At 44.7% G+C, this 23,743-nt stretch carries 18 protein-coding genes; 3 read left to right on the forward strand and 15 right to left on the reverse strand.

What is annotated here, in order from left to right; genetic code table 11:
- The first annotated feature begins 156 nt into the window (after positions 1-156).
- Positions 157-573 (forward strand): NAD(+)--rifampin ADP-ribosyltransferase, encoded by a 417-nt coding sequence (gene arr, locus ACUTVW_RS08230; RefSeq protein ID WP_154959106.1) that lies wholly within the window; start codon positions 157-159, stop codon positions 571-573.
- A 143-nt stretch (positions 574-716) separates the two neighbouring features.
- Here arr and ACUTVW_RS08235 read toward each other — a convergent pair whose 3' ends face one another.
- From ACUTVW_RS08235 to ACUTVW_RS08250, 4 genes are all read right to left on the reverse strand, one after another.
- Positions 717-2,183, reverse strand: a complete 1,467-nt coding sequence (locus ACUTVW_RS08235; protein WP_445645323.1) for a glycoside hydrolase family 1 protein — start codon at positions 2,181-2,183, stop codon at positions 717-719.
- Positions 2,184-2,278: 95 nt separating this feature from the next.
- Complete coding sequence (locus ACUTVW_RS08240) at positions 2,279-4,276, reverse strand: beta-glucoside-specific PTS transporter subunit IIABC (protein ID WP_445645324.1); 1,998 nt, start codon at positions 4,274-4,276, stop codon at positions 2,279-2,281.
- 153 nt (positions 4,277-4,429) lie between these two features.
- Complete coding sequence (gene licT, locus ACUTVW_RS08245; RefSeq protein WP_445645325.1) at positions 4,430-5,278, reverse strand: BglG family transcription antiterminator LicT; 849 nt, start codon at positions 5,276-5,278, stop codon at positions 4,430-4,432.
- Positions 5,279-5,515: 237 nt separating this feature from the next.
- Positions 5,516-6,457, reverse strand: a complete 942-nt coding sequence (locus ACUTVW_RS08250) for an ArsR/SmtB family transcription factor (protein ID WP_445645326.1) — start codon at positions 6,455-6,457, stop codon at positions 5,516-5,518.
- A gap of 308 nt (positions 6,458-6,765) precedes the next feature.
- Between ACUTVW_RS08250 and arfA the strand changes: the two genes are divergently transcribed.
- On the forward strand, positions 6,766-8,274 hold the full coding sequence (arfA, locus tag ACUTVW_RS08255; protein ID WP_445645327.1) for an arabinosylfuranosidase ArfA: 1,509 nt from the start codon (positions 6,766-6,768) through the stop codon (positions 8,272-8,274).
- Between the two features lie 1,062 nt (positions 8,275-9,336).
- Here arfA and ACUTVW_RS08260 read toward each other — a convergent pair.
- The 11 genes from ACUTVW_RS08260 to ACUTVW_RS08310 all read right to left on the reverse strand — a co-directional run bounded on the left by ACUTVW_RS08260 (position 9,337) and on the right by ACUTVW_RS08310 (position 22,207).
- The gene (locus tag ACUTVW_RS08260) at positions 9,337-9,921 is read right to left on the reverse strand and encodes a hypothetical protein (protein ID WP_445645328.1); all 585 of its coding nucleotides are present in this window, start codon (positions 9,919-9,921) and stop codon (positions 9,337-9,339) included.
- Positions 9,922-10,057: 136 nt separating this feature from the next.
- Positions 10,058-10,786, reverse strand: coding sequence for a GAP family protein (locus ACUTVW_RS08265; RefSeq protein ID WP_445645329.1), 729 nt, complete (start codon positions 10,784-10,786; stop codon positions 10,058-10,060).
- A gap of 93 nt (positions 10,787-10,879) precedes the next feature.
- Complete coding sequence (locus tag ACUTVW_RS08270; RefSeq protein ID WP_445645330.1) at positions 10,880-11,362, reverse strand: hypothetical protein; 483 nt, start codon at positions 11,360-11,362, stop codon at positions 10,880-10,882.
- Positions 11,346-12,140, reverse strand: coding sequence for a MerR family transcriptional regulator (locus tag ACUTVW_RS08275; RefSeq protein WP_445645331.1), 795 nt, complete (start codon positions 12,138-12,140; stop codon positions 11,346-11,348). Before ACUTVW_RS08275 ends, ACUTVW_RS08270 begins: the two co-directional genes overlap by 17 nt.
- Positions 12,141-12,819: 679 nt before the next feature.
- A complete protein-coding gene (locus ACUTVW_RS08280; RefSeq protein ID WP_445645490.1) occupies positions 12,820-13,845 on the reverse strand; it encodes an alpha/beta hydrolase family protein in 1,026 nt (341 codons plus the stop codon).
- A 199-nt stretch (positions 13,846-14,044) separates the two neighbouring features.
- Positions 14,045-14,851, reverse strand: a complete 807-nt coding sequence (locus tag ACUTVW_RS08285; protein WP_445645332.1) for a MerR family transcriptional regulator — start codon at positions 14,849-14,851, stop codon at positions 14,045-14,047.
- 199 nt (positions 14,852-15,050) lie between these two features.
- Positions 15,051-15,857: a lysostaphin resistance A-like protein gene (locus tag ACUTVW_RS08290; protein WP_445645333.1), complete on the reverse strand. Its 807-nt coding sequence runs from the start codon at positions 15,855-15,857 to the stop codon at positions 15,051-15,053.
- 358 nt (positions 15,858-16,215) lie between these two features.
- Positions 16,216-17,967: a thiol reductant ABC exporter subunit CydC gene (cydC, locus tag ACUTVW_RS08295; RefSeq protein ID WP_445645334.1), complete on the reverse strand. Its 1,752-nt coding sequence runs from the start codon at positions 17,965-17,967 to the stop codon at positions 16,216-16,218.
- Complete coding sequence (gene cydD, locus ACUTVW_RS08300) at positions 17,964-19,724, reverse strand: thiol reductant ABC exporter subunit CydD (RefSeq protein WP_445645491.1); 1,761 nt, start codon at positions 19,722-19,724, stop codon at positions 17,964-17,966. Before cydD ends, cydC begins: the two co-directional genes overlap by 4 nt.
- 96 nt (positions 19,725-19,820) lie before the next feature.
- Complete coding sequence (locus ACUTVW_RS08305) at positions 19,821-20,834, reverse strand: cytochrome d ubiquinol oxidase subunit II (protein WP_445645335.1); 1,014 nt, start codon at positions 20,832-20,834, stop codon at positions 19,821-19,823.
- Positions 20,831-22,207 (reverse strand): cytochrome ubiquinol oxidase subunit I, encoded by a 1,377-nt coding sequence (locus ACUTVW_RS08310; RefSeq protein ID WP_445645336.1) that lies wholly within the window; start codon positions 22,205-22,207, stop codon positions 20,831-20,833. Before ACUTVW_RS08310 ends, ACUTVW_RS08305 begins: the two co-directional genes overlap by 4 nt.
- A gap of 721 nt (positions 22,208-22,928) precedes the next feature.
- On the opposite strand from ACUTVW_RS08310, the gene ACUTVW_RS08315 reads away from it, so the two are divergent.
- Positions 22,929-23,489, forward strand: coding sequence for a GNAT family N-acetyltransferase (locus ACUTVW_RS08315; protein ID WP_445645492.1), 561 nt, complete (start codon positions 22,929-22,931; stop codon positions 23,487-23,489).
- Positions 23,490-23,743: the final 254 nt, after the last annotated feature.

Genomic DNA, 23,743 nt, shown 5'->3' on the forward strand with positions numbered 1-23,743 from the left:
CCGCCTTTTCGCCCCCTGCTGCGTCAGTTTCCCTTGACGTGCCTCGGCACGCCTGCAGAAAACTTCCTTGCTTGGAACGAAAATTCAGCAAAATCTGCTTTCTTCAACGTTTTCAGACACGCCCTAATACAAATCTAAAAGTTGAGGTGTGTCCGTATGGATGACAAAAAAATAGTCTTAGATCCGGGTCCCTTTTTTCACGGTACCAAAGCAGAACTAAACATTGGCGATTTATTAGAGCCACAATTTTTATCCAATTATCAAGATAAGAAGTCGAATCACATCTACTTCACTGGAACCTTAAATGCTGCTAAATGGGGTGCTGAATTAGCACGATCTGATTCAAAAGAAAGAATTTACATCGTAGAACCCTTAGGAGATTTTGAGAATGACCCTAACGTAACGGATAAAAGATTCCCTGGAAACCCGACTCGATCCTATCGATCCAAATCCCCACTAAAGATCGTCGCTGAATTAGGTTCATGGGAACGACACACGGATGCAGAAATTGATCATATGACTTCATCTCTGAAAAAGTTAAGTGACGAAGGTAAAAATGTGATCTACGATTAATGTATGAATGAGCTGCTAACAAAAAAAGGAGTGGCCTGTGTAGACCCTCCTTCTTTTGCTATGCATGACATGATTATATTTTTTAATAGATTGGTATATCTTCGGTTTTGAGGTTAGAAGTATAAGTTCCAAATTTCGGACGTTTAAAGAATCTCACCATTAGACTCAATGACTTGTTTGTACCAATAGAATGAGTCTTTGCGTGTTCTATCCAGCGAACCATTACCCGCGTTGTCTTGATCAACATAGATAAAGCCATAACGTTTACCCATCTCGGATGTAGAGCAGCTGATAATATCAATGGGTCCCCAGCTGGTGAAACCCATTAGTTCCACACCGTCAGCTACCGCTTCTTTCATCTGCTCAATATGGCTGCGCAGGTAATCAATACGATAAGGGTCATGCACGGATCCATCTTCTTCCAGTGTATCTGTAGCGCCGAGTCCGTTCTCCACGATAAAGAGCGGCATACGATAGCGGTCATACAACCGATTCAGCGCGATGCGAAGACCGATTGGATCGATTGGCCATCCCCATTCGGTGGCTTTCAGATGCGGGTTTTTGATCTGACTTACCAGCATACCGGAGTTGCTGTTGTCATTCGGGTCGTATTTTCCGATATACGTCATGTAATAACTGAATGCAATGAAGTCCACTGTGTTGTCGCGAATAATCGCATCATCTTCAGGTTCTTTCACCAGTTCAATGCCTTGCTCTTTAAAATATCTTTGCATATAGGACGGGTACTCTCCACGCGCCTGTACTTCCGGATAGAACAGGTTCATCTGGTCTTCCTTCATGGTTTGCAGCGCATCTTCCGGTTTGCTGGATGCAGCGTATGTCTCCAGACGGCAGATCATACAGCCGATTTGGGCATTAGGCATTTTCTCTTTGCCGCTTTTTACAGCCAGCGCACTAGCTACAAACTGATGATGTGTTGCTTGATAGGCTACCTGTTCCGGCGTGCCTTTGATTTTATCTTCCAAAATGCCGCCGCCTGTATACAAGCTGGTCAACATCATATTCATCTCATTGAACGTGATCCAGTATTTCACTTTATCTTTGTAACGGTCAAACAATGTGTTGGCAAATTTTAAATACAGATCAATCATCTCACGGCTTTCCCATCCGTTGTATTTGCGGGTTAACTCAATTGGCATTTCATAGTGTGAGATTGTAACCAGCGGCTCGATACCGTATTTCAACAATTCGTCGAACACTTTATCATAGAAGGCAAGCCCTGCTTCGTTCGGAACGGCTTCTTCTCCTGTAGGGAAAATTCTCGGCCAAGCGATGGAAAGACGGAATACCTTGAACCCCATCTCGGCAAACAATGCGATATCTTCTTTGTAACGGTGGTAGAAATCTACCCCATTGCGCTTCGGAAAATACACATCCGTACTGCCGCTTAAATACTGTTCCAGTTCAACGGAGTTTACATCAAACGTAAAATCTTTACCATTGCGGTCCTCATGCGGAACATATGGCGCCATGTCAGAGGTGGAAAGTCCTTTGCCGTCAGCATCAAATGCGCCTTCCAGCTGATTGGCAGCGGTAGCTCCGCCCCATAGGAATCCTTTTGGGAATGTATGTTTTGTTGGTTGTGTCATGATGGTTTCTCTCCTTTTTTTGTGTAAATATAACGTTTGATTTTAAAACTCACTGTACAATAGAAAGCCTTCATTCGTTTTGTATTAAGCTTTGTTTAACGAACGGTGAGCAGCAGTAATCCATTCATTGGAATCACCCCCTTCACCTGAACGGGTACTACATCAAGATAATCTGGCGTGTTGGCTACAATGACCGGGGTGGTCAGATCAATACCGGCAGCTTGAATACTCTGGATATCAAACTCCAGCAGTAAATCTCCCTTGTTTACCCTCTGTCCGGTAACCACCTTTGCGTCAAAAAACTGACCTTTGAGTGACACGCTATTCAATCCAACATGAATGAGAATATCGATTCCGCTGGAGGAAGTCAGCATGATGGCATGTTTGCTTTTCGCGATCATTGTGACCGTTCCGTCAAAAGGTGCGGTTACACGCCCCTCTTTTGGATAAATAGCAATGCCTTTTCCCGTCATTTCTTCTGCAAACGTAGGATCAGGTAATTCTTTGAGTAAAACCAGATCACCAGTGAGCGGGCTGAATATTTCCCCTTTCTTTTCCTCAATCGAATGGACGATTACAGGAGGCGGGGTAGGTTCTGGATTAGACCGATCTGTTGTTCCTGAAGGTTTTGCTGATTCCGATCCTATTGTTGGAGTTATAGTCGCTTTTTCTTCTGTTAACTCAGCTACGCTTCCCTGCTCGGAGGAACTTGGCACAGCAGCTTGTTGCGTAATCGGTTCATCCCACTTAAGCAATAAGGTCACTGTAAAGGAAACGACAAAGCTGATGCCTACACCGATGAGCGCGTACCAGAAGTTAGCCATACCACCATTTGGCCCAATATATAAAGGGAGTGACAATAGGCCCGGAACGGCAAAACCGAAACATTTCAGCCCTACCGCTGTAATAAAACCACCGCCAGCTGCTCCTCCGATGATGGAAGCATAGAACGGTTTTTTCAGCTTTAACGTTACTCCATAGATTGCAGGCTCTGTGATGCCCAAAAAAGCAGATATACCGCTGGATAAAGCAATCGATTTCATCGATTTGTTTTTGGTTTTGAGGAATACCGCCATTACGGCGCCAGCTTGACTCATATTGGCTACAAGGTTAAGCGGCAGTAACAGCCCGTCGTAACCGAGCTTGCTCAAATTCTGTAATGTTCCCGGGAAAAACGCATAATGCATCCCCGTCATAACGATCACTGGCATAAGTCCGCCCAATACTATTCCTGTTAATGGGCCCGAGTGAGCAAAGAGCCAGGATGTACCGATCTCCAGATAGATACCGATGTAATTACCGAGCGGCCCGATAGCGATTAACAGAATCGGAACCGTAATAACAAGCACGATCATTGATGTGAAAATCACTTTAACCGGACCAGGAATGAAACGATCCACCCAGCGATGTACATAACTCAGAAGCCACACTCCGAGGATAATCGGAATGACAGATTGGGTGTAATTCACGATCGACACCGGCAGTGACAGAAAGCGAATCGGTTCCAGATGATTTTCCGAATATGCATTCAAAATGGTCGGGTATAATAGTGTGCCTGCAAGGGTCAAGGCGATATATTCATTGACTTTAAACTTCCGTGCAGACGATACCGCAAGCAGAAAAGGCAAGAAATAAAAAGCTGCATTGGCTATGGATGCCAAAATCTGATATTCACCACTCGTCTCCTGAATAGCTCCCAAAGTCACAAGTAATGCGAGAATCCCCTTAAGCATCCCTGTGCCTACAATCGCTGGCAGGATCGGGGTGAAAATACCCGAGATTGTGTCCAATACTGCATTAATGCCTCTTGAACGTGGCGGTTCTGCTTCTGTCTGCGCTGTACCGCCTTGTTTCAACTGATCCTCCAACTCTTCATAGACGGCAGCAACTTTGTTACCAATCACGACCTGGAACTGATCGTTTTGGAATTGTGCCCCAAGGACGCCATCCAGTGTACGAATCTGTTCAAGTTGCACCTTCTTTTCTTCACGCACATTGAAGCGTAATCGAGTGATACAATGCCAGGCTTGTGTAATATTCTCCGGCCCTCCTGTTAAACGGATGATTTCTGTGGATAACTCCCGGTGATTCATGCTGCTTCCTCCTTTTTTGGCGAAAAAAAAACCAAATGTAACCCCGCCCCGCTACAGTAGCGAAATCGGAAACATTTGGTGGTGCCTGATCGAATCAGTAACACTCCATATTCAATTAATGGTGATGGTATATCTTCTAAGAGCTGTTTGAGGTCAACCCGTGTCGGTACGGGATGTTACTCTTTCGATGTGGATCATAAGGTACACCATCTCATCGGGAGTAATTACAAATCCGCGTTGCTGTTCCATCGTCTCCTTGATCTTCAGTGCACATTGGAAGCTGTCTGGATAACGTTCCGACAATACATCATATAAAAACTGCTGATCCTTGAATGAGAGCACTTCCCGGTTCATTTGCCGAACGATGAAGTATCTCAGATGCGTGATAAACCTGGAAAAATCAGCAGACTCCTGATTCAGCGCTCTTCCAAAATGATCGGTCATGATCCCAAGAATGTCATTGATCATCTGTGTAATCTTGATCGTCTGATTCATGCTGCCCGAATCAAATTGTGAATTTACAAAATGAAGAGCAATCGAGCTGGCTTCACCTGTAGGCAATGCGACCAGAAAAGCTTCGTTAATCTTGCATACCGCCAACTCACCAGCACGGTACTCTGCAGGATACAGATGGCGAATATCCCAGTGCAGCGGATTTTGCATGTCCACACCTTTTTTGAAACGATCCAAAGCAAAATGGATATGATCCGCAAGCGTTAGTAGGATAGAATCATTCAGCTTTTTCCCGATTATCTCCCTACCTTCTTCTATAATCTGATCCGTGATATCGATAACTTGTAGAGGGATATCGCTAAGAAATTGCTCGACTCGCTGATATTTATCATTCGAGCCGATCCGGAACGTTTTCTGAATCTGGCTTTGCTCGATCGGCTGTCCCTTTACTTTTTTGAAGCCTACACCCGTTCCAATGACAATGACTTCACAGCCTTCGGCATCCTCTGCCAGGGCGATATTGTTGTTTAACGACTTCTTGAACCTCATGATGTTTTCACCCCCATATATGCAAAAAGCACCACCATGGCCAGGTACACAAGAAAAATAAACTTGTGAAATCCAGACTGTGGTGGTGCCTGATCGAATCAGTGACACTCCTTATTTAGCTGTATTCTATAACAGCCATGTAATCGTTGTCAATACCATAACGCTGGAATGATGATATGTTTCGTTTAAGTCAGTTTTTCCACTGTCCTTATATAGGTTGATACCAAATTGCACATTCTATTCTTCTGAAGTGTTGTTTTCTAGAGCATTATTATCATAATAATATCGAATCAGAATGTCCTGATCATAGTTGCCAAAACCTTTGCCAAACAGTGTAAGCCCTCCTCGGTCTGCCGCGCCTTCTTCCGGCTTCAGACCAAACGTCCAATAAGTGGCTGCTTGCAGTTTCAAATCCGAGATGGAGACATCGGATATTCGTTGACCATCCATAAACGTGCCTTCCTTGTTAATGCGCAGTACTTTTAACACGCCATACTGGTTGACATCCAGTTTCCACCATAGTGGCGTATGCTTGCCCTTCCGATCTCCGAAGTCTCCAGGGCTTGTCCATGTACCCAGATCATTACCGTTAAGCGTAAAACGGATATCGGATGGCCAGTTTTCATTGACCTTGGGCGCTTCCGAACTAAGTTCGAGTGAGATCTCAATCTCCCGAAGATACTGATCATTATGAAGATAATTGGGAATCTTATATTCTAGAAAACCTCGTGCCATCCAAAGAATTGCCGCGTTAACCCGATCGGGGTCCATGAAACAGGCGGGCGTGTCGTATTGTCCAATCATCTGAGTTGTCGTTGCGAGCCCGCAGGTCGGCCATGCTTCATAATCTGTATAATGCCCAACCGGGATGGATACTTCATGATAAGAAGCGTCAGCTGGCTCGGGTGGCGACAGTTGAATGGTCATGAACTCCTGCACGATAAAACAATATTTATAGGTCCCACCATTCTCCCGTTTCATTTGGCTGCCTACAATGCCTGCCTTTTGCAATTTGCTGACATGGGTGCTCACAATAGCTTTGCTCAAATAAAGCTCTTGAGCGAGAGCATTAATATGCATTTCTCTGTTTTGCAGCAATAGGCGCACAATATTTAAACGGGCTTCACTGGCTAACGCCTCGTAGACAAGCAGCGAAGATGCATCTGTTCCAAGCATCATAGAATCCACTTCCTTTTGTATATTCTGCTTATATATTTGGTATCTCATTTGTGTTCCAGCTTCTGTTCTGCGTGTTAGTTCGATCTTGTGTATACAGAGGTTTAGAATTCGCTATTTAGCGAACTGTGAAAATTGAACTTGCTCTGTATATTCGCATTATGATACATATTAGATAACAAATCAATGTATTGATTTTGCTTTTGGGCGAATTCAATATAGATTAGTGACATCCTATGACATGACAAACGATGATATGTAACAAAATCAATCACATGCACTATAAAATTAATCTTATGGAGGTTTTCACTATGCTTAAATCCAAAATGCTGATCGACAAAGACTTTCAGATTGCTGAAGTAGACCCGCGTGTCTACGGTTCATTTATAGAACATCTGGGACGTGCCGTGTATGGCGGTATTTATGATCCAGGTCATCCAACCGCGGATGCACAAGGCTTCCGTCAGGATGCAATTGAAGCGATTAAAGCACTGAATGTGCCCATCGTTCGTTATCCGGGCGGCAATTTCGTATCCGGTTACAACTGGGAAGATGGTGTGGGTCCGGTAGCTGACCGTAAACGCAGACTTGAGCTGGCTTGGTGGACGATTGAAACCAATGCTGTGGGCACCAACGAATTCGCAGATTGGGCCAAACTGGCAGGTACGGAAGTGATGATGGCTGTTAACTTGGGAACCCGCGGTATCGATGCAGCCCGAAATCTGGTTGAATACTGCAACCACCCATCCGGCACATACTGGAGTGACCTGCGTATCTCCCACGGATACAAAGATCCACATAAATTCAAAACATGGTGCCTCGGTAATGAAATGGACGGTCCTTGGCAGATTGGTGCGATGACTGCTTATGAATATGGACGGATTGCCAATGAGACAGCCAAAGCGATGAAATGGGTTGATCCAGAGATCGAACTCGTTGCATGTGGCAGCTCCAGCCGTGACATGAAAACATTTGCAGATTGGGAAGCAACCGTGCTGGATCTTACCTATGAAAATGTAGACTACTTGTCTCTTCATCAGTATTACAATAACAACAAAGACAACACTTATGACTTCCTGGCGACCTCGCTGGATCTGGATCAATTTATTGATAGTGTGGCTTCGATCTGTGATTTTGTACAAGCGAAGAAACGTAGCAAAAAGAAATTGATGCTCTCCCTGGATGAATGGAATGTCTGGAAATCCATTGGTACAAGCCGTATGGAAGAACGCTGGCAGATTGCTCCTCCTGAGTTCGAAGATGTGTATACGCATGAAGATGCGCTGGCAGTGGGCTGTTACCTGATCACCATTCTCAAACATGCTGACCGTGTAAAAATGGCTTGCCTTGCGCAGTTGATTAACACGATCGCACCAATCATGACGGAAAATAACGGCGCTATCTGGTTACAAACGACGTACTTCCCGTTCCTGCACGCTTCCAACTTCGGACGTGGTACAGTTCTGCGGTCCATCACATCTTCACCGAAATATGATTCCAAAGACTTCACGGATGTACCTTATCTGGAATCGATCAGTGTGCATGATGAAGAAAATGGCACAATTACAATCTTTGCGGTGAACAGACACCTTGACGAGTCCATGGAACTGAATGTTGACCTTCGTTCCTTCGGGGAAACCACATTTGTAGAACATATCGTACTGGAGAGCAATGATCTGAAAGCAAGCAACACCAAAGAAAACCCACGTAACGTGTTGCCTCACAACGGCGGACATACAACCGTGGATCAAGGTAAAGTACAAGCAGTGCTGAGCAAAGCGTCATGGAACGTGATCCGTTTGAAAACAAAACAAGCGTAATCCCGCATAATCACGCAAGATCAAAAAAGCCCAGAGCATACCTGCTTCTGGGCTTTAACCTCACCTTCTGTCTTTAGCCTTTCCTGAAGCAGCACTTATAGCATTTGGGGGATGATCGTTCGTCCACTCTATATCCCCTTCTTTATGAAGAACTAACCAATTCCAATACAGCACTAACCAACTAGGCTGTGTCCGAAAACGCTAGAGGAATTCAATTTTGGAGTTAATATTGCTGAATTTTTCCTTCCATGCCTGGAAGTTTACCGCAGGCGTGCCGGAGCACATCAGGGGCAAGTGACACAGCGGGGACAAAAAGGCGATAAAAAAATCACTTCAATGGGTTGCAAGACACACCCTATTATGTAGCCTTAAATTCTAACGATCTCAGCGGAGCTTATTTGGCTCCTTTGAGGTCATTTTTTATTCTAACGATCACAGGAGACGCTATTTTGGACAATTTGGGTATTTTTAAGGCAAAATCATGTCTTTTCAACAAAATAAGGTCTCTCAGGATCGTTAGAATGTTCAAAGCTTAATATCTACCCCAATAAGCTTCCTGCTGATCATTAGCGCTTTTTCCTCGAAAAAACTCCCCTTTGCATGAAGTACGGAGAGTAGCTTGCTATGACTTAAGTAAATCTATCCTACATGATATCTTTCATTCTACTTTTAAAGTTAATCTAACAGGCTTTGAGGATCATTTCTTGTTCCTGAAGAAATCGAACTTGATCACATAATCAAATAGTGACGTAATTGCAATCGCTCCAAGCGGTAACATTAAGTATACCCACCGGGGATTATTGGGAGATTCATCTAAAAATATCATACCACTTATTTGGAACGATTTATCACTAATACTTAATAATTCTCCAGCTACTCGAAAAGTCTGAATTCAGTGAACAAGCCCCCTCCTATTCCAGCTTTCTTTATCAAATTCGGTATAAACTTAATCGATAAAAAAAGCCGCTATAATAGCGACTTAGGAGCGCTTACTAGGCGCTTACTTATACTCTCTCCTGCTCACACATCAACATGATCTAGCCACTACATCTACTTACGCTGTTACCCCTCTTGGGTTTCCGCTTCAGCTTCAACCTCGTTTGCTTGAGCCTGGCTTGCGGGCGACATCAAACCTTGCACAGCCCCCATAAACGGCTGAATTTGTTTAATCATGCCGTAGCCCATTTTCACGACAGGCACAAAACGCTGAATCATACCGAATAGACGCATACCGCCTCCAAGCATACCTCCGAAAGATCCTGCCCCGCCCAGTCCACCTAATAAAGAGCCCATCATCGGCATGAAAGATGACACTTGCGCTTGACGCGACGATCTACGGGAAGTTACTTGAGATGGAGCGGATGGCTTGCGTGAATGATTGGCCTTTTTTCGGCTTGGGGAAGATAAGCTTTTACTTGCCCCGGTTGATTTGGATTTCATTTTAGGCGTACCAGTCCGTGCAGCACCTGTTTTTCTTGTTGGAGAGGTTGAAGTTTGTGTTAATTTCCCGCCTCTGATAAGTTCTACGCCCTCGTTACTCACGCCAGAGATGTACCCGATGTACGTCTCACCATTATGAAGAGTCACGCAAACCGGACGATCCTTGAATCGTTTTGCCTTGACGTGTATTTCATTGGTCTTAGCCATGGAATTCACCTCATTCGACTTGATCTACTCTAGTCTACGCGATGGGTGGACGACTTGCCTGTGCGAATAACACATGCTTGTGCCGAAAAGAGGAAGATACAGTTACTGTCAAATACGGCTCATACCATACGTCTCACTATATCCAACCTAAATCATAAACAGCATTAACCGTAAGCAAAAAACCAACGATACCTACAATCCAGGCTGTAGCATTCTGTGCATTGTTCACCAGCCATCTATCCATTTTAGCTAAAGGTTGTTTTAAAACAGAGTAAGCAAGCAATCTCCCTGCCAGCAAAATCAGCGCTGGTAATATCATAACGAAGCAATATCCCAGTAACAGAATCCCAGACATAGGCCAGGCGGGTCCTTCACTGACTAACACTCCTATGGCTGCTAAATAGGGCAGCATTGTTCCAAGTTCCAGCACGACCGCAGTCAGGGCAAGCCCAATAAGTATAGTAATAGAACTTCTGCTGGAAACCGTTTCTCCCGTAACACGCGCCCTCCATTTTAAAATAGTACCTTCCCCACTTACTGCACGTTCCGCCGCACGCGCCCGAGATTTTTTGGTATCCATGAGTTGGCTTATAACCATTAACAATATACCTATCACCAGTTGTCCAAACAGGAAGGGCTGAGATTCCAGTAGGGGTGCATATTGGTTCAGAAATGAATCCGTCCCTAACATAATGATGAGGCCTATAACAAAGTAACAACCAGACACTGTGAATAAATAGATCAAAAACCGATCCACTCGAACACGCTGGGGTGTCATCAGTAACCAGATAGGAATTAAAAGAGTACCCACACTTGTTGAATCAATTAATGCCAGCAGTACAAGAGTAGATAACAGTGCTGTCAACGTCATTTTGTTCCTCGCTCTCTTGTCGTTTTAACCTTGCTTACTAGAAGAAAATGGAGAACATAGAACAGAAACCCCACATGCAAAGTGCAGTTATCCTGGCCCCAGCTGGAACTTCTTCTCACAGACAGCCTTTGCACCGCTCCCTCGGGACTTATGAGATGTAACTAACTCCCCATCATACCAAATGGAACAGCTTATCCAACTTGCACTGTCATCTGCTTTTGCCTTAACCTGAGTTGAGAGCAGAGGGATAAACGTATCTTTTGGAATAACAAATTTTTCTTTGTATGGAACTTCAATCGTATCCCAATATACACTCTCCGGATTTTTTCGAGCATTGATCTCTACTTCCAAACCAGATGCAGAATTAACATCACTTTCAACAAGCACCTCAACAACGATTCCATCCGAGTCATGCACTGTATTTTGTTTTGACTCTTCATGATTCAGTTCATCATTCACTGTATTTGCGATCATTCCACACGAAGTTAATAACATGAGCAGAGCTGAGAACAAAAACGGAACCCATCTCTTCTTACGTTTCATCCCGTTTTGTTTACTTACCACCTTCATGAGCGTTCTCCTCTCTTTCTTTGAGAAAAAAACGGATCATCTCATCGATGTAAGACATGAATTCATGATCCATGCCCAGTACCACGGGCTCAGCAGCATCTCCTGGTTTAATAAGCTCCCAATATTTATCAAGCAGTTTTTCATCACCATCAAATAGCTCTAAGGCCATCTCATACAATTGGCCAGCAATGGCCTGGACTTTTGAAGAATAAGGAGATAAAGACATCATTGATTGTACACGTTGAAAAATAGTTAAAAGCTCTTCCATTCGCTTATCGCCACTGCCAAGAACAGGGAGACAATGAAGGATGTCCATTTCCCTCGATGTTAACTGTAAATCATCACTGAATTCGGGACGTACGACCCCTTCTTGTAGAGGACGATCTTCCATATTGGCAATAATCTGCAATAAACTTTCAGGATCATTCATTCCTTTAAATTTCAATGTATGAAGAGTTGATCGGAGATAATATTGCTTCCGGCTTAACTCATCTTTTTTCTGCTCAATGAGCTCTATTTGTTCGTTTAAAGAAGCGATCCAGGTTTCATGTTCTTCCTTATTTTCTTGGTTCTGAAACAGTTCTTTAATCTGCTCTAATGTATAGCCAATGGATTTTAACAAAATAATTTTTTGCAAGCGAAGGATGGCACCTTCATCATAGTAACGATACCCATTTTCCGTAATACGTGTGGGTTGTAATAATTCAATCTGTTCATAGTAATGAAGTGTTCTTTTGCTGATATTTGTTTTTTTCGCTAATTCACCGATAAGGATCATGCTTACCTCCCCTTCCTGAGAACATTATAAACAATAACGTATACGTTAGGGTAAAGGGTGATTCCTAAAATAACCTCACACACAATCTTGAAACAACCTGGCGTATATTCAATTTATGGGAAAATAAAGAACACATCACGCATTACCGCAATGTGTTCTTCCATTTTTTTATGTTACTTATCCCAAGTATTTCCGTCCATTACTCCTGTAATATCATCTTATTATTCAGTGTGCCTGCAGTCCCTTGGTATAATATCTTTCATATTCTTTAGTCATCATATACCGATTAACTCCTTTTGTAGCCCGTACGGCTTTTGCAGTAAGCGCTTCGGCTTGCTCGTAATGATCCAGCTTGCGTTAAATTTCGGCTAAAAGTGCATATCGCATCCACTCTCTTTTGATCGAACTTAGATGCTCTCTGGCTCGTTCGATCTCGTATTCGGCTTTCATTCCCTTCATGATGAATTACTTATAGAACGCATAATCAAGTACTATATAGAAATTGCTATTATAACAGAAGTATCCTGTTTTTTTGTATAATTTCAGGTCATAAAGTGAAATACACGTAATGAAGAATGCTGATAAAATAAAACTCCAAAAGGCGATGCGTACATCACCCTTTTAGATTTATTTCTTCGTAATTTGTAATTTTAAATGAATAAAGCTATAAACCTGATCATTACAACGCCTTCTTTGTTAAAAACGCTTCAATCTCATCCATATACCCTTCCGTAGTTATGCTTCTTGGGGCAAATAGAAAACGCAGTCCCTTCTTCCAATCCGAACCGGCGATGGATGTCGGTAACATGGAATGTTCCGTATGTTGGAACGTTTTTACATGAAGCAAATAAGAGGGATGGATCTCTTTACGATAGGTACGCTCCGTGTCTTGAATATCTACATTAACGTCATCTTCTCCAAGCAGCAGCAGCACCGGAGTTTTGAAATTACGCAGACTCTCGGTAGCATCCGAATTAAAGTTTTTGCTGACAAAGCTCCAGCGTTCGCGGGACATTGGTTCTTCGCCTTTTCGAGTATGCTTGATATATTCCTCATAAGTGCCATAATCTTTTAAAATATCTTTAATTTGATTATCGTATTTCACCTGAGCTTCAATCTCCTGCTGTGTATGCCCGTCCTTGGCCATCTGACTCCGCGTATTATATTCCCCTTGCTTCAGCCAGTTAATAGCTGGTGACACCAGAATGCTGAATGCGAGTTGCTCCTTATCTGCGAGCTTGGGGATGACCCAGCCTGCCTGACTTGCACCCCATACACCAATTCGGGAACCGTCAATCATCGGCTGTTGTTTAGCCCAAGCGATCGCCTGTTGTGCTTCAACGACACGATCATCGATACTCTGATCCAGCCAGTTCCCCTCTGAACCTCCGATGCCACGTTTGTCCAGTGACAAGGAGACATAACCAAGCGAGACAAGACGTTCCCAGAGCGGTCTGTATCCTTCACTATGCGTTGCATCGATGGGGCCATCTCCATGGATAAAGAGCACTAAACCCAGCTTCTCTTCCCCTGTATTCTTTTTGGGCAGTGTGAGGATACCCGTTAATTTCCCTTGTGGAGTATGAATCTCCAAAGATCGCTCGACCATGTTGTAGTCCTGCTGTGCAACGATATATGCACCTGTACCCGCGAATAATACAATGATGATAAGGAATGAAATCCAGATTTTTTTGTGTTTAAACATACGCTGTTTCAATGTTGTTGTCTCCTTCGCGTGTCATGTAGTTCCATTGATGTTCACCAAGCAGCTCCATATGCCATTAGTTGTGCTGCAGCCGGATACAGCTTAGAAGTTATAGGTTCGATCCGGACGGGATTCGTTTGATTAAGTCTGGTGTTCATGAGATTCGTCTAACTGAGAGATGTGTTGAAAAGATGGCTCATTACTTTTCCGCCTCCGGGTTCGAAACATACGAGAGAAGTTCATAATGGAGCAGTTCTGGTGTGAACAGGGATAAGTATGATTTTTCCACCATGATCAACGGCCCCGAGCAGAGGTAACCCATCTCTTCAGCATAAATATAGAACTCCTGAATTGTTGTGGCGAGTCGTTCTTCATTATGTACAAAAAGCGTACGGGACAGGTAAGAACCGGCAGGCAGCATTAAATCACTCTCCCTTTTCTCTTCTTGCGTATACAAGCCGGCGATGCCTGAATCGTTGTAGACATAATGAATATCCGCTTCGAACAGATTGGAAATGTTGCTTCGATGCTCGACTAACTTTTGAGCACTCAGACTTCCAGCATCCTGCATCTCAAACCATAGAGACAATGGAACTTCGTCACGATGAATGATCTCGTACGCACCTCCCTCTGTCTGGGCGGATTTTTGAGAAATGGACTCTTTTTCTTCAAGCAACTTTTCAATAAAATATTTGGTGTCCTGCAGCCTTCGGATCTCCGCCTCTGTATCGATCAGCGCCTGACGGAAAATCGGAGTGATCTGCTCGGCAGTCAGATGGGACAGGCATTCTTGAATCACTTGCACAGACAAGCCCATCTTACGCAGCAACAAAATATGAGCTAAACGGTACACCTCATCCATTCCATACATTCGGTATTGATTTTCACCGGTATATGCCGGGTTCAGCACCCCTTTTCCTTCAAAATAACGAATCTGATGTACGGATACTTGCATGAGCTTGGCCAGCTCGCTGATTGTAATTTCATCTTTCATCCCACTCATCATGATCTCCACCTTTGTTGTCCTATCTGTGAACAGCATAAACCCTAGGTCAGACCTAAGGTCAAGACTAATTTTCAATTTATTATGATCCCTTATGTATGTGTGCAAACAGTACAAAGAAGAGCAGACCATTTAACGCCTTGCCCTTCGCATGCGAATTTGTAAATATTTTCAAAAAAAGTGCAGTGTGCATTTCCTATCCTTATCTCTTAATCTTGATATTTCCTTTGTGATGCGCGTTAATCAGCATAGGAATGGCGATCAGCAAACTAAGGATGACGGGTATGATAGATGCTTCCAGTCCGAAGCTTCCACCTGTCAACCAGGGTGGTCCGGATAGCTGCACATCAAAAAAGCCTTGTGTTGCTATGCCCGAAACCGGTATGCCCAGCATTCCCTCCAGTGCATTCCATGCAAAATGAAGTCCGATGACAAACCACAGATTACGCCGCCACAGAAACCCGGCTCCGAGCAAAATGCCTGCCTCAATGACGATAGCGATTGAACTCCAGAGGGTTGCTTCGGGATTAGGCAGGTGAGCCAAACCGAAAAAAAGCGAAGTGATGGCCAATGCAAACCAGCTTCCAAGCCGCTTTTCCACTGCTTGCAGAAACAGACCGCGAAAGATCAATTCCTCCACAATGGCTGCACCGATCGCCAAAGCCCAAATAGAACCAACCGCGTTCGTCGCTGACCATGTGAAGTTGTATCCACCAAACATCGTGATGATCCCGACAGAAACACCAATGAATATGAGGCCAATTCCTGCACCTAATGCCCATTCGATACCTGCCCCCCGAAGTTGTAATTCTTGTACCTTGCGTCCTGCCATGAATTTAATAACAAGCCAGTAGATCGCAATGGAGACGAACCCTCCTGCAAGTGCCAACATAATCGACAGGATGCCTTGCGAATCAACCAACAGCTTTTGGGTCATGAAGCCGGATAGACCCAGGAGAATAACACCTGTAAGTATCCATACGAACGGAAACTGTATTATTTTTCGCATCTCAAGCGAACCTCCTCACATCATTGGACTAGGGCATGTCTTGAAACCTACTGAAGTGCATCTTTTACCCCTTTTCGCCCCCTGCTACGTCACTTCCCTTGACGTGCCCCGGCACGCCTGCGGGAAACTTCCTTGCTTGGAACGAAAATTCGGCAAAATTGGCTTTCTTCAGCGTTTTCAGACACGCCCTAGTTACTCTTAGTATATATGTATGACGTGAATTTTGCTTTCAAGCAAGCGGCTCATTATAAGGTTTGCAATATTTGCACTGCATTGAAGCAAGGTTAGCTTATGTGCTGTTTGAGAGTGGGGAGTACAACGCAAAAAAGCCGCGTATACGCGGCTTTGCATCACAGAGCTATGCTCCTTGTTCTCCAATCATCTGCAACTCAATTTGTTTCATCTCATAAAAATACCCCTTACGCTCCATCAACGCCTTGAACGAGCCTCTTTCGACAACCTGTCCTTGATCCATGACGACAATCTGATCCATATGTTCAAGACCTGTCAACCGGTGACAGATCAACAGCACGGTATCAGCTGATGCCTGTGCTAGCAGATTCCGCAATACACGTGCTTCTGTAACATAGTCCAGCGAAGAGGTCGGTTCGTCGAGCAACCATATGCTCCCCTTGCGCAACATCGCACGAGCCAGCGCCAGCCGCTGCTTCTCGCCATCAGACAGATTTTCTCCTTTTTCGTATACCAGATCGTTTAAGGACACATGAACTAGTTGAACGTTATGCAGTACAGCCACTAGTTGTTCATCTGAATGCTGCTCCACGCTGAGCAACAAGTTGTCCCGAATCGTCCCCCTGAAAAAGTGACTTTGTTGTAAAACGATATGGGTATTCTGCCAGATGCTCGCTTCATCCAGTTCATTCACCGAAATGTCGTTGAATAATACTTCACCCGAAGCCGGTGTCCGTAACTTGAGAAGTACATCGAGAATGGTTGATTTCCCCGAACCGCTAGGCCCGACGATTGCCGTTTTGGAGCCGGGTGGAATATGCAGAGACACTTCATTCAAAGCGGGTCTCCATTCTCCTTCATATTGAAAAGTGACATGTTTTAAAGAGATCGAAGCAGCTTCCCCATCTATATCGAGAGTCAACAGGCCTCGAGACCCTTGCTCCTGTTCATCGTACCCATTGGTCGACCGTTCAGGTACTGCCTCCGCTAATCGTTTTGCAGCATGTTCGCTATCCTGCTTATACGATGGCAATATAGCCATAGCTGCAGATTCTTCAAACATGGTTTGTGTCGCCAGGATCAGCATCGCTAGAAATACACCTGCAAAGACCCCATCAGCAATGAGAAAAGCACTCAGTACAAGCACACCCCATGTGACCGAATAGGTAACAAAAATGTGCATGGATTGTCCAAACAGTAATTGACCGGCTGCCCTTTGCTGCTTGGCTGCGAGTACAGCCGAATCCTGCTGAAGCTGCTGCTCGCGCTGTGCCAGTTGTCCATATACTTTCAAATCACGGAATCCGTATAACACTTCGGTTACCTCTGTAGAGAGCTTTGCACGTTGCTGGCTCACGTGCTCACTAATTTTGCGCTGTCCGATCAGTACCAGGCTTGGTACAACAAAGGCTGTAATCAGCATGCCAATGACGAGCAAACATGCAATCCAGAATGAAAAAACGGCCGTAAACAGAACGGTGCTTAAAAATACCATGACCACCATGATCGGTGGATACGCTACACGCAGAAAATAATGTTGCAAGCTCTCCACATCACCAACGATGCGTGCGAGCAGATCCCCGCTTCGGTTTTTGTTGAATATCCCTGGTGTAATCGAAATAAGCTTGGCAAAAAACGAGGTGCGTAAACGGCTGAGAATGGAGAAAGTCGCCCGGTGAGAAGCGAGTCTCTCTACATAACGGCTTGCTGCACGCAGGAATCCAAGCAGTTTGACCATCGATGTGAGTACAATCAATGTGTACAAAGGCGGTGCAAATACCGTTTGCGAGATTAGATACCCACTAGCCGAGAAGAGGGCCACGCCTGCTATGCCAGCTATGAATCCGCACAGGATCGAGAGCAGAATATCTTTGCGCTCCTGCATCATCGCCTTGGACAAAACAGCTAACTCTTTCATGCGATCCCTCCTGTTCTCTGCACTTGGACCATCTCGGCATATGCAGGTACACGCTCCAGCAGCTCCTGATGAGTTCCTGAATCTGCAAGTGTACCGGCCGACATAAACCAAATCTGATCAGCTTGCTGAATCGTATATAATCGGTGAGCCACCGTAATCATCGTTGCCTGTTGCGACAGGGCTGTTATCGAACGCTGCAGAATCTGTTCCGTGCGCAGGTCGAGTCCAACCGTTGGTTCATCGAATAAAATAACAGCAGGCTGCTTCAGGAAAGCACGAGCCAAAGCTAATCTTTGTTTTTCTCCACCTGACAATCCCCGACCCGCTTCCCCGACAGGGGTGTCCAGTCCTTTATCAAGCTGAGCAATAAGGGCAGCAAGTCCTGCGCGTTCAGCCGCCTTTTCAATGTCAGTGCGGGATACGTCGCCGCCTGTACCAAGCTTTATATTTTCAGCCAATGTGCCTGCAAAAATATAAGGATGCTGTGTAATATAACTGATCTGTTTAAACCATTCTGCCTCGTGCACCTGTGAAAGCGGCCTTCCGTTCATGCAAACTTCTCCCGATGCGGGTTGTAATAACCCGGAAATAAGGTTCATTAACGTTGTTTTACCTGAACCGCTTTGGCCAACGATCGCTATATGTTCTCCAGCTTTAACCGCTACCTGTCCCGTTTCAAGTGTAAATGAGCCAGGGGCATAGTGAAAACGTACAGTTTTCAGTTCAATGATTGGCGGTATTACTAACTCAGTTGACGACAGACCCGTCGGAAAATGTGGATGTAACGGCTTCTCCACCCTTTCTTCGGGCGAGGCAGGAGTACTCGATTGATCGCTTTCTTCAAGCATCTGCTCTACCTTGCGAATGGCGCCCATGCTGGTTCGACCACTGTGAAAAGCAGTCCCCGTATTTTTTAACAAGCTGTAGAATTCCGGAACAAGTAATAACACCAGAAAGGCGGTATGGAATGTCATCGATTTGAACACAAGCAGCTGAATGGCAAGTTCGAGCGCGACTATACCGATACTTAACATCACAATCGCTTCCAGCATAAAGGTGTTCGTAAATGCGATTTTCAGAATGCCCATTGTGGCATCCCGATAGCCCAGACTGCTGCGCTCAATCTGCTGCTGTTGACGGCTGGCATGTCCATATATTTTCAACGTAACCAGACCTTGAAGCGAGTCCAGAAACGTACCGGAAAACTCAGCCAGCTGTGCATATTTTTCTTCGGATTTGTTCTTGGTCTGCAAGCCGACCAGGATCATAAACAACGGGATAAATGGCGCTGTACACAACAGAATCCAGCCTGTATTGGCATGTAGCGTGAAAGCAACAACCAGAATCAGGATCGGAATGATCAATGCTTCCATCATGCGAGGCATATACTGACTGAAATAGCTGTCACCCTCATCCACGGCATCCAGTGCAACACTCACCTTACCTCCGGTCTGTCCCTGCAATGATGAGAACATCGAAGCTCGGGTCAGGTTCTGCAGCACCTTGGATCTCATCTCTGTTTTGGCACGTGCAGCCATGTACAAGCCAACTTTCCCATTGCCGTAAGTTAACAATGTTCGTAGAGCCATAACGGCTAGTAATATACCGATTAACACCACGATCGATGAAAAAGAGGCTTTTTCCACAAAAATACGCTGAACGGCTTCGGCCATGAACACAGCCTGGGAGATTATTGCTACACCAAGAGCCAGTGAAAAGGCCATAAGGAGAAGTCTGCTTTTCCGAAGTGAAGACATCTGCTGTTGAATCAGAATTGATTTTCCAAGGCCGGACTGTTTTCCTTGAGGTTTGATTTGCTGTTTCCTTTGCCTTTTCACAAGACGACCCTCCTTTTATTTCTTGCCTTTGACATAATCCGCATCAAACAGGAACAATTTGAACACCAGAATCAGAGATGGGATCAGCAGGCATAGTCCCCCGATAAATACAACGACAAGCGCGAAACCCATGGCTGGTGAGGTGGCACTGCTCTGAATCGTGATATACGGATCAAGAATGTACGGATACTGACCGATGCCATAGGCAAAAAAGGCACAGAAAAATTGTAGCATGATACAAATAAAAGCAAGTCCGTAACGACGTTCGTTATGAAGCAACCACATGGCCACCATGAAGAAAGCTACGGATAAGGCGAGCAGCCACCAGAGATCCATCATATTTTGAAAATGGCGCTGATTATGCTGACCCAGATAGATAAATGCAGTTAATGCTAAAATAATCGTGGGTGTACTCCAGAATAAAGAATAATTCCGCATGAGTTTCAGGGCACCCTGATCTTCCGCCCGTGACGCATAGAAGGTCAGGAAGGTTCCGCTAATAAACAATACAGATACAATGGCCAATCCAACGATACTCCAGGATAACGGATTGGTGAACAAAGCCCAGTAATCCAGCGAAACGGTCTCTCCCTGTTTCAGAATGAAGCCACCCTCGGACAATGTCAGGGCTACCGAGAGCGATGCCGGAATCAACAACCCCGTAGCTCCGTATAAAAACAGGTACACGATGTTGTTCTTGGAACCGTAGTTCTCAAAGGCATAGAACGAGCCGCGAATGGCAAGCAGAATAACGGCGATGCTTCCAGGGACAATTAATGCTGCACCGTAATAAGAAGCCGTATCCGGGAAAAATCCGACGATTCCGATATAGAAAAAGACAAAAAATACATTCGTAATCTCCCAGACTGGCGATAGATAACGAGAGATCAAACGGTTAATCAGATGATCCTGTTTCGTAAGACGTGCGTAAAAGGCAAAGAATCCAGCCCCGAAATCAATCGAAGCAACGATCAGATATCCATACAGGAACAGCCAGAGCACCGAAATACCAATCAACTCATAATTCATTGGACATGCCCTCCATTCTCTGCACCCTCCGCAGCCTTATCTTGTTTCGCTTGTAACCATTTCTCCATTTCAAGCTCGGCAGGATTGTTATTGAACAATCGCTTCAACACGAGAGCACAGATCACACCAAGTACAATATACAGAAGTAAAAAGACAAAAAATAAAATTCGCACACTCGGCGATGAGGTCGCGGCTTCTTCTACCCGCATGTACCCTCGAATAATCCACGGCTGCCGCCCGACTTCAGCATAGAACCAACCCATCTCTACCGCGAGAAAAGCAAGCGGTGCACCGAGTGCAACAAGACGAAGCAACCATTTGTTGAGCGGATTACGTTTCTTCCACAACACAAACAGAAAATATAGACTGGAGATAGCGAGCAGAGCGAATCCAATGCCAGCCATCAGATCGAATAGATAATGCACCAGCAGTGGCGGTTGTTCATCTGGTGGAAATTCGTTCAGCCCGGTGACCTCGGCGTTGAAGTCTCCGAAGGCCAGAAAACTGAGCAGCTTGGGCAGGTGTAACGCACCTATAATCTCATGCTCCGCATTCAGCCACCCGAGCAGAATCAAATCTGCGCCGCTCTCTGTTTCGAAATGCCATTCAGCGGCTGCGAGCTTCTCAGGCTGGTGCTCAGCCAAAAACTTGGCAGATACATCTCCAGCAAGGGAATTGAGCAAACTGAATACCAAAACAACGGCCATCATCAGGTTCAAGCCTTTTTTGTGGTACGCAGATGCTCCTCTTCTCAACATCGCCAGAGCCGCGATCCCGGCTAGTAAAGCCGCTCCTGTCAAATACGCAGAGCTTAATACATGGAACACTTTGGAGAACGTTGCTGTATTCAGCATCGCTTGCACAGGGTTAACGGCCATGAATTGGCCTGCCTCCATGACAAAGCCTTCCGGTTGATTCATGAACCCGTTCACGGTTGTAATGAAAACCGCGGACATCCCTGCTCCCAGAACAACGGGAATCGTCAGCAGCCAGTGGATATACGGGTTTTTGAATCGATCCCATGTATAGAGGTAAATGCCGAGGAAGATCGCTTCGAAAAAGAAGGCGAACACTTCCATAAATAGCGGCAAAGCAATGACATTGCCAGCCAGCTTCATAAAATTCGGCCATACCAGGGCTAGCTGCAAAGATATCGCTGTACCTGTCACCACCCCTACGGCCACTGAGATAACAAATCCTCTTGACCACCTCTTCGCCATCAGTATGTAATGCGGGTCTTTCTTCCGAATACCGATGAATTCTGCTATCGCAATCATTAAGGGGATCCCCACACCGATGGTTGCAAAAATAACGTGAAACGCAAGCGTTAAACCGGTTACGAGTCTACTCCATAACACTGTATCGATTGCCATTGTATACTGCCTCCTCTCAAACCCTATTCATTGCTGCTTCTGAACTAAAGATGTTTACACGTGCACTCCGATGACAGAATAACCCTCCAATCGCTGTTATCCCCGGATTTCTTTGATCCTTATCCGGTGATAAAGGCGATCGCTTCGCTTTTCCAGGCTTTTTCTGTCCTCTCCGTTTTTGTGTAAACAAGCTGTGCGATTGGTTAAGACCTATCAGTTGAATAGTCCATTTTGAGATAGGCAGAACGAGTCCAATACATTATGAGAAAAAAATCACAAACGCGATGACAAAGATAGGTTGCCACACGCCTAGTGTATTTAATCCTGCAAACGTAGGACGATATTACAAGGTTGGATTCCTTATAGCCCCTGATCACACAGCGTCTTAGTCCTTGGCTTAGACCTATTAATCAAAATTATTATATCCTCAATTTTAATCAATTCAATCGCTGACACGGCTTTGTTTACAAACGTTCAAGAAAGGCTCAACTCTTTCTGACAACTTCGTGAAATTAAGCACAACCACCCTTTGGGGCTATTGCTTTATTAGACTCGGACGTGGTAATGAGCCATCCTACTACACTAAAATGTTGAATAATATGCTGTAATGCTCATGATGATAACGAATTAACTGTGTTACACTTAAGTTACTTCACTGTCCTCTGACAGAGAAAAAAGGACATACATCCGAACAAGGATACAAGGAGATGTGCCATTGAATATGCATAAAGAGCAATTTGATCATAGATCAGAGACTGAAAGACTGGTGATTCGGCCATTGCAAAATGAAGATTACGAGAACTGGCTGCACGAATTCGAGCGCCGGTCTCCTTCCCAACATAAACACGACCCTGGAAAAATGGATATGAGCGAATGTACACTGGAATGGTTTGAGCGTCTAGTAGCGCGGCATCAGGAACTGGCACGTAACGATAAAGTATATGTTTTTGGGGTATTCCGCAAAGAAGACGGCACTCATCTGGGCATGATTGATATAGCCACCTTGGCGAGAGAACCCTTTCAGTGGGCAAGCTTTGGGTACACCATTCACAATCAGCACTGGAAAAAAGGGTACGGCAAAGAAGCGGTAGGCGAAGTGCTTCGCATTGCAGTTGACTCTTTGAAATTCCACCGTTTGGAGGCACATATCAACCTGGATAATACTCCCTCGATCAAGCTCGCTGAAAGTGTAGGTTTGGAATTCGAATGTATCCGCAAAGGTTTTATTTATGAACATGAGGAATGGACGGATCATCTGGTTTATTTCAAGAACCTGTTCTAAAGTGGTCTATTCATTTAATAACAGATAAACTAAAAAAAGCAGCTACCATCCAAGGTAGCTGCTTTTACTTCCATATCAGATCAGACCAAGTGAACGAGTAAAATACGCCTTCCTTCACATCTAAATTCAGATCAGGGTACGCACTTCTTTTATTGTCTACTCACAATCACATGTATTAATGTGACTTTTCTGAAGTACAGCCCTCGGGGAAATTGCAATAACACATGGATAAATGTACTAATTCTACTGTTATC

It is taken from the genome of Paenibacillus sp. TSA_86.1, assembly GCF_052691815.1.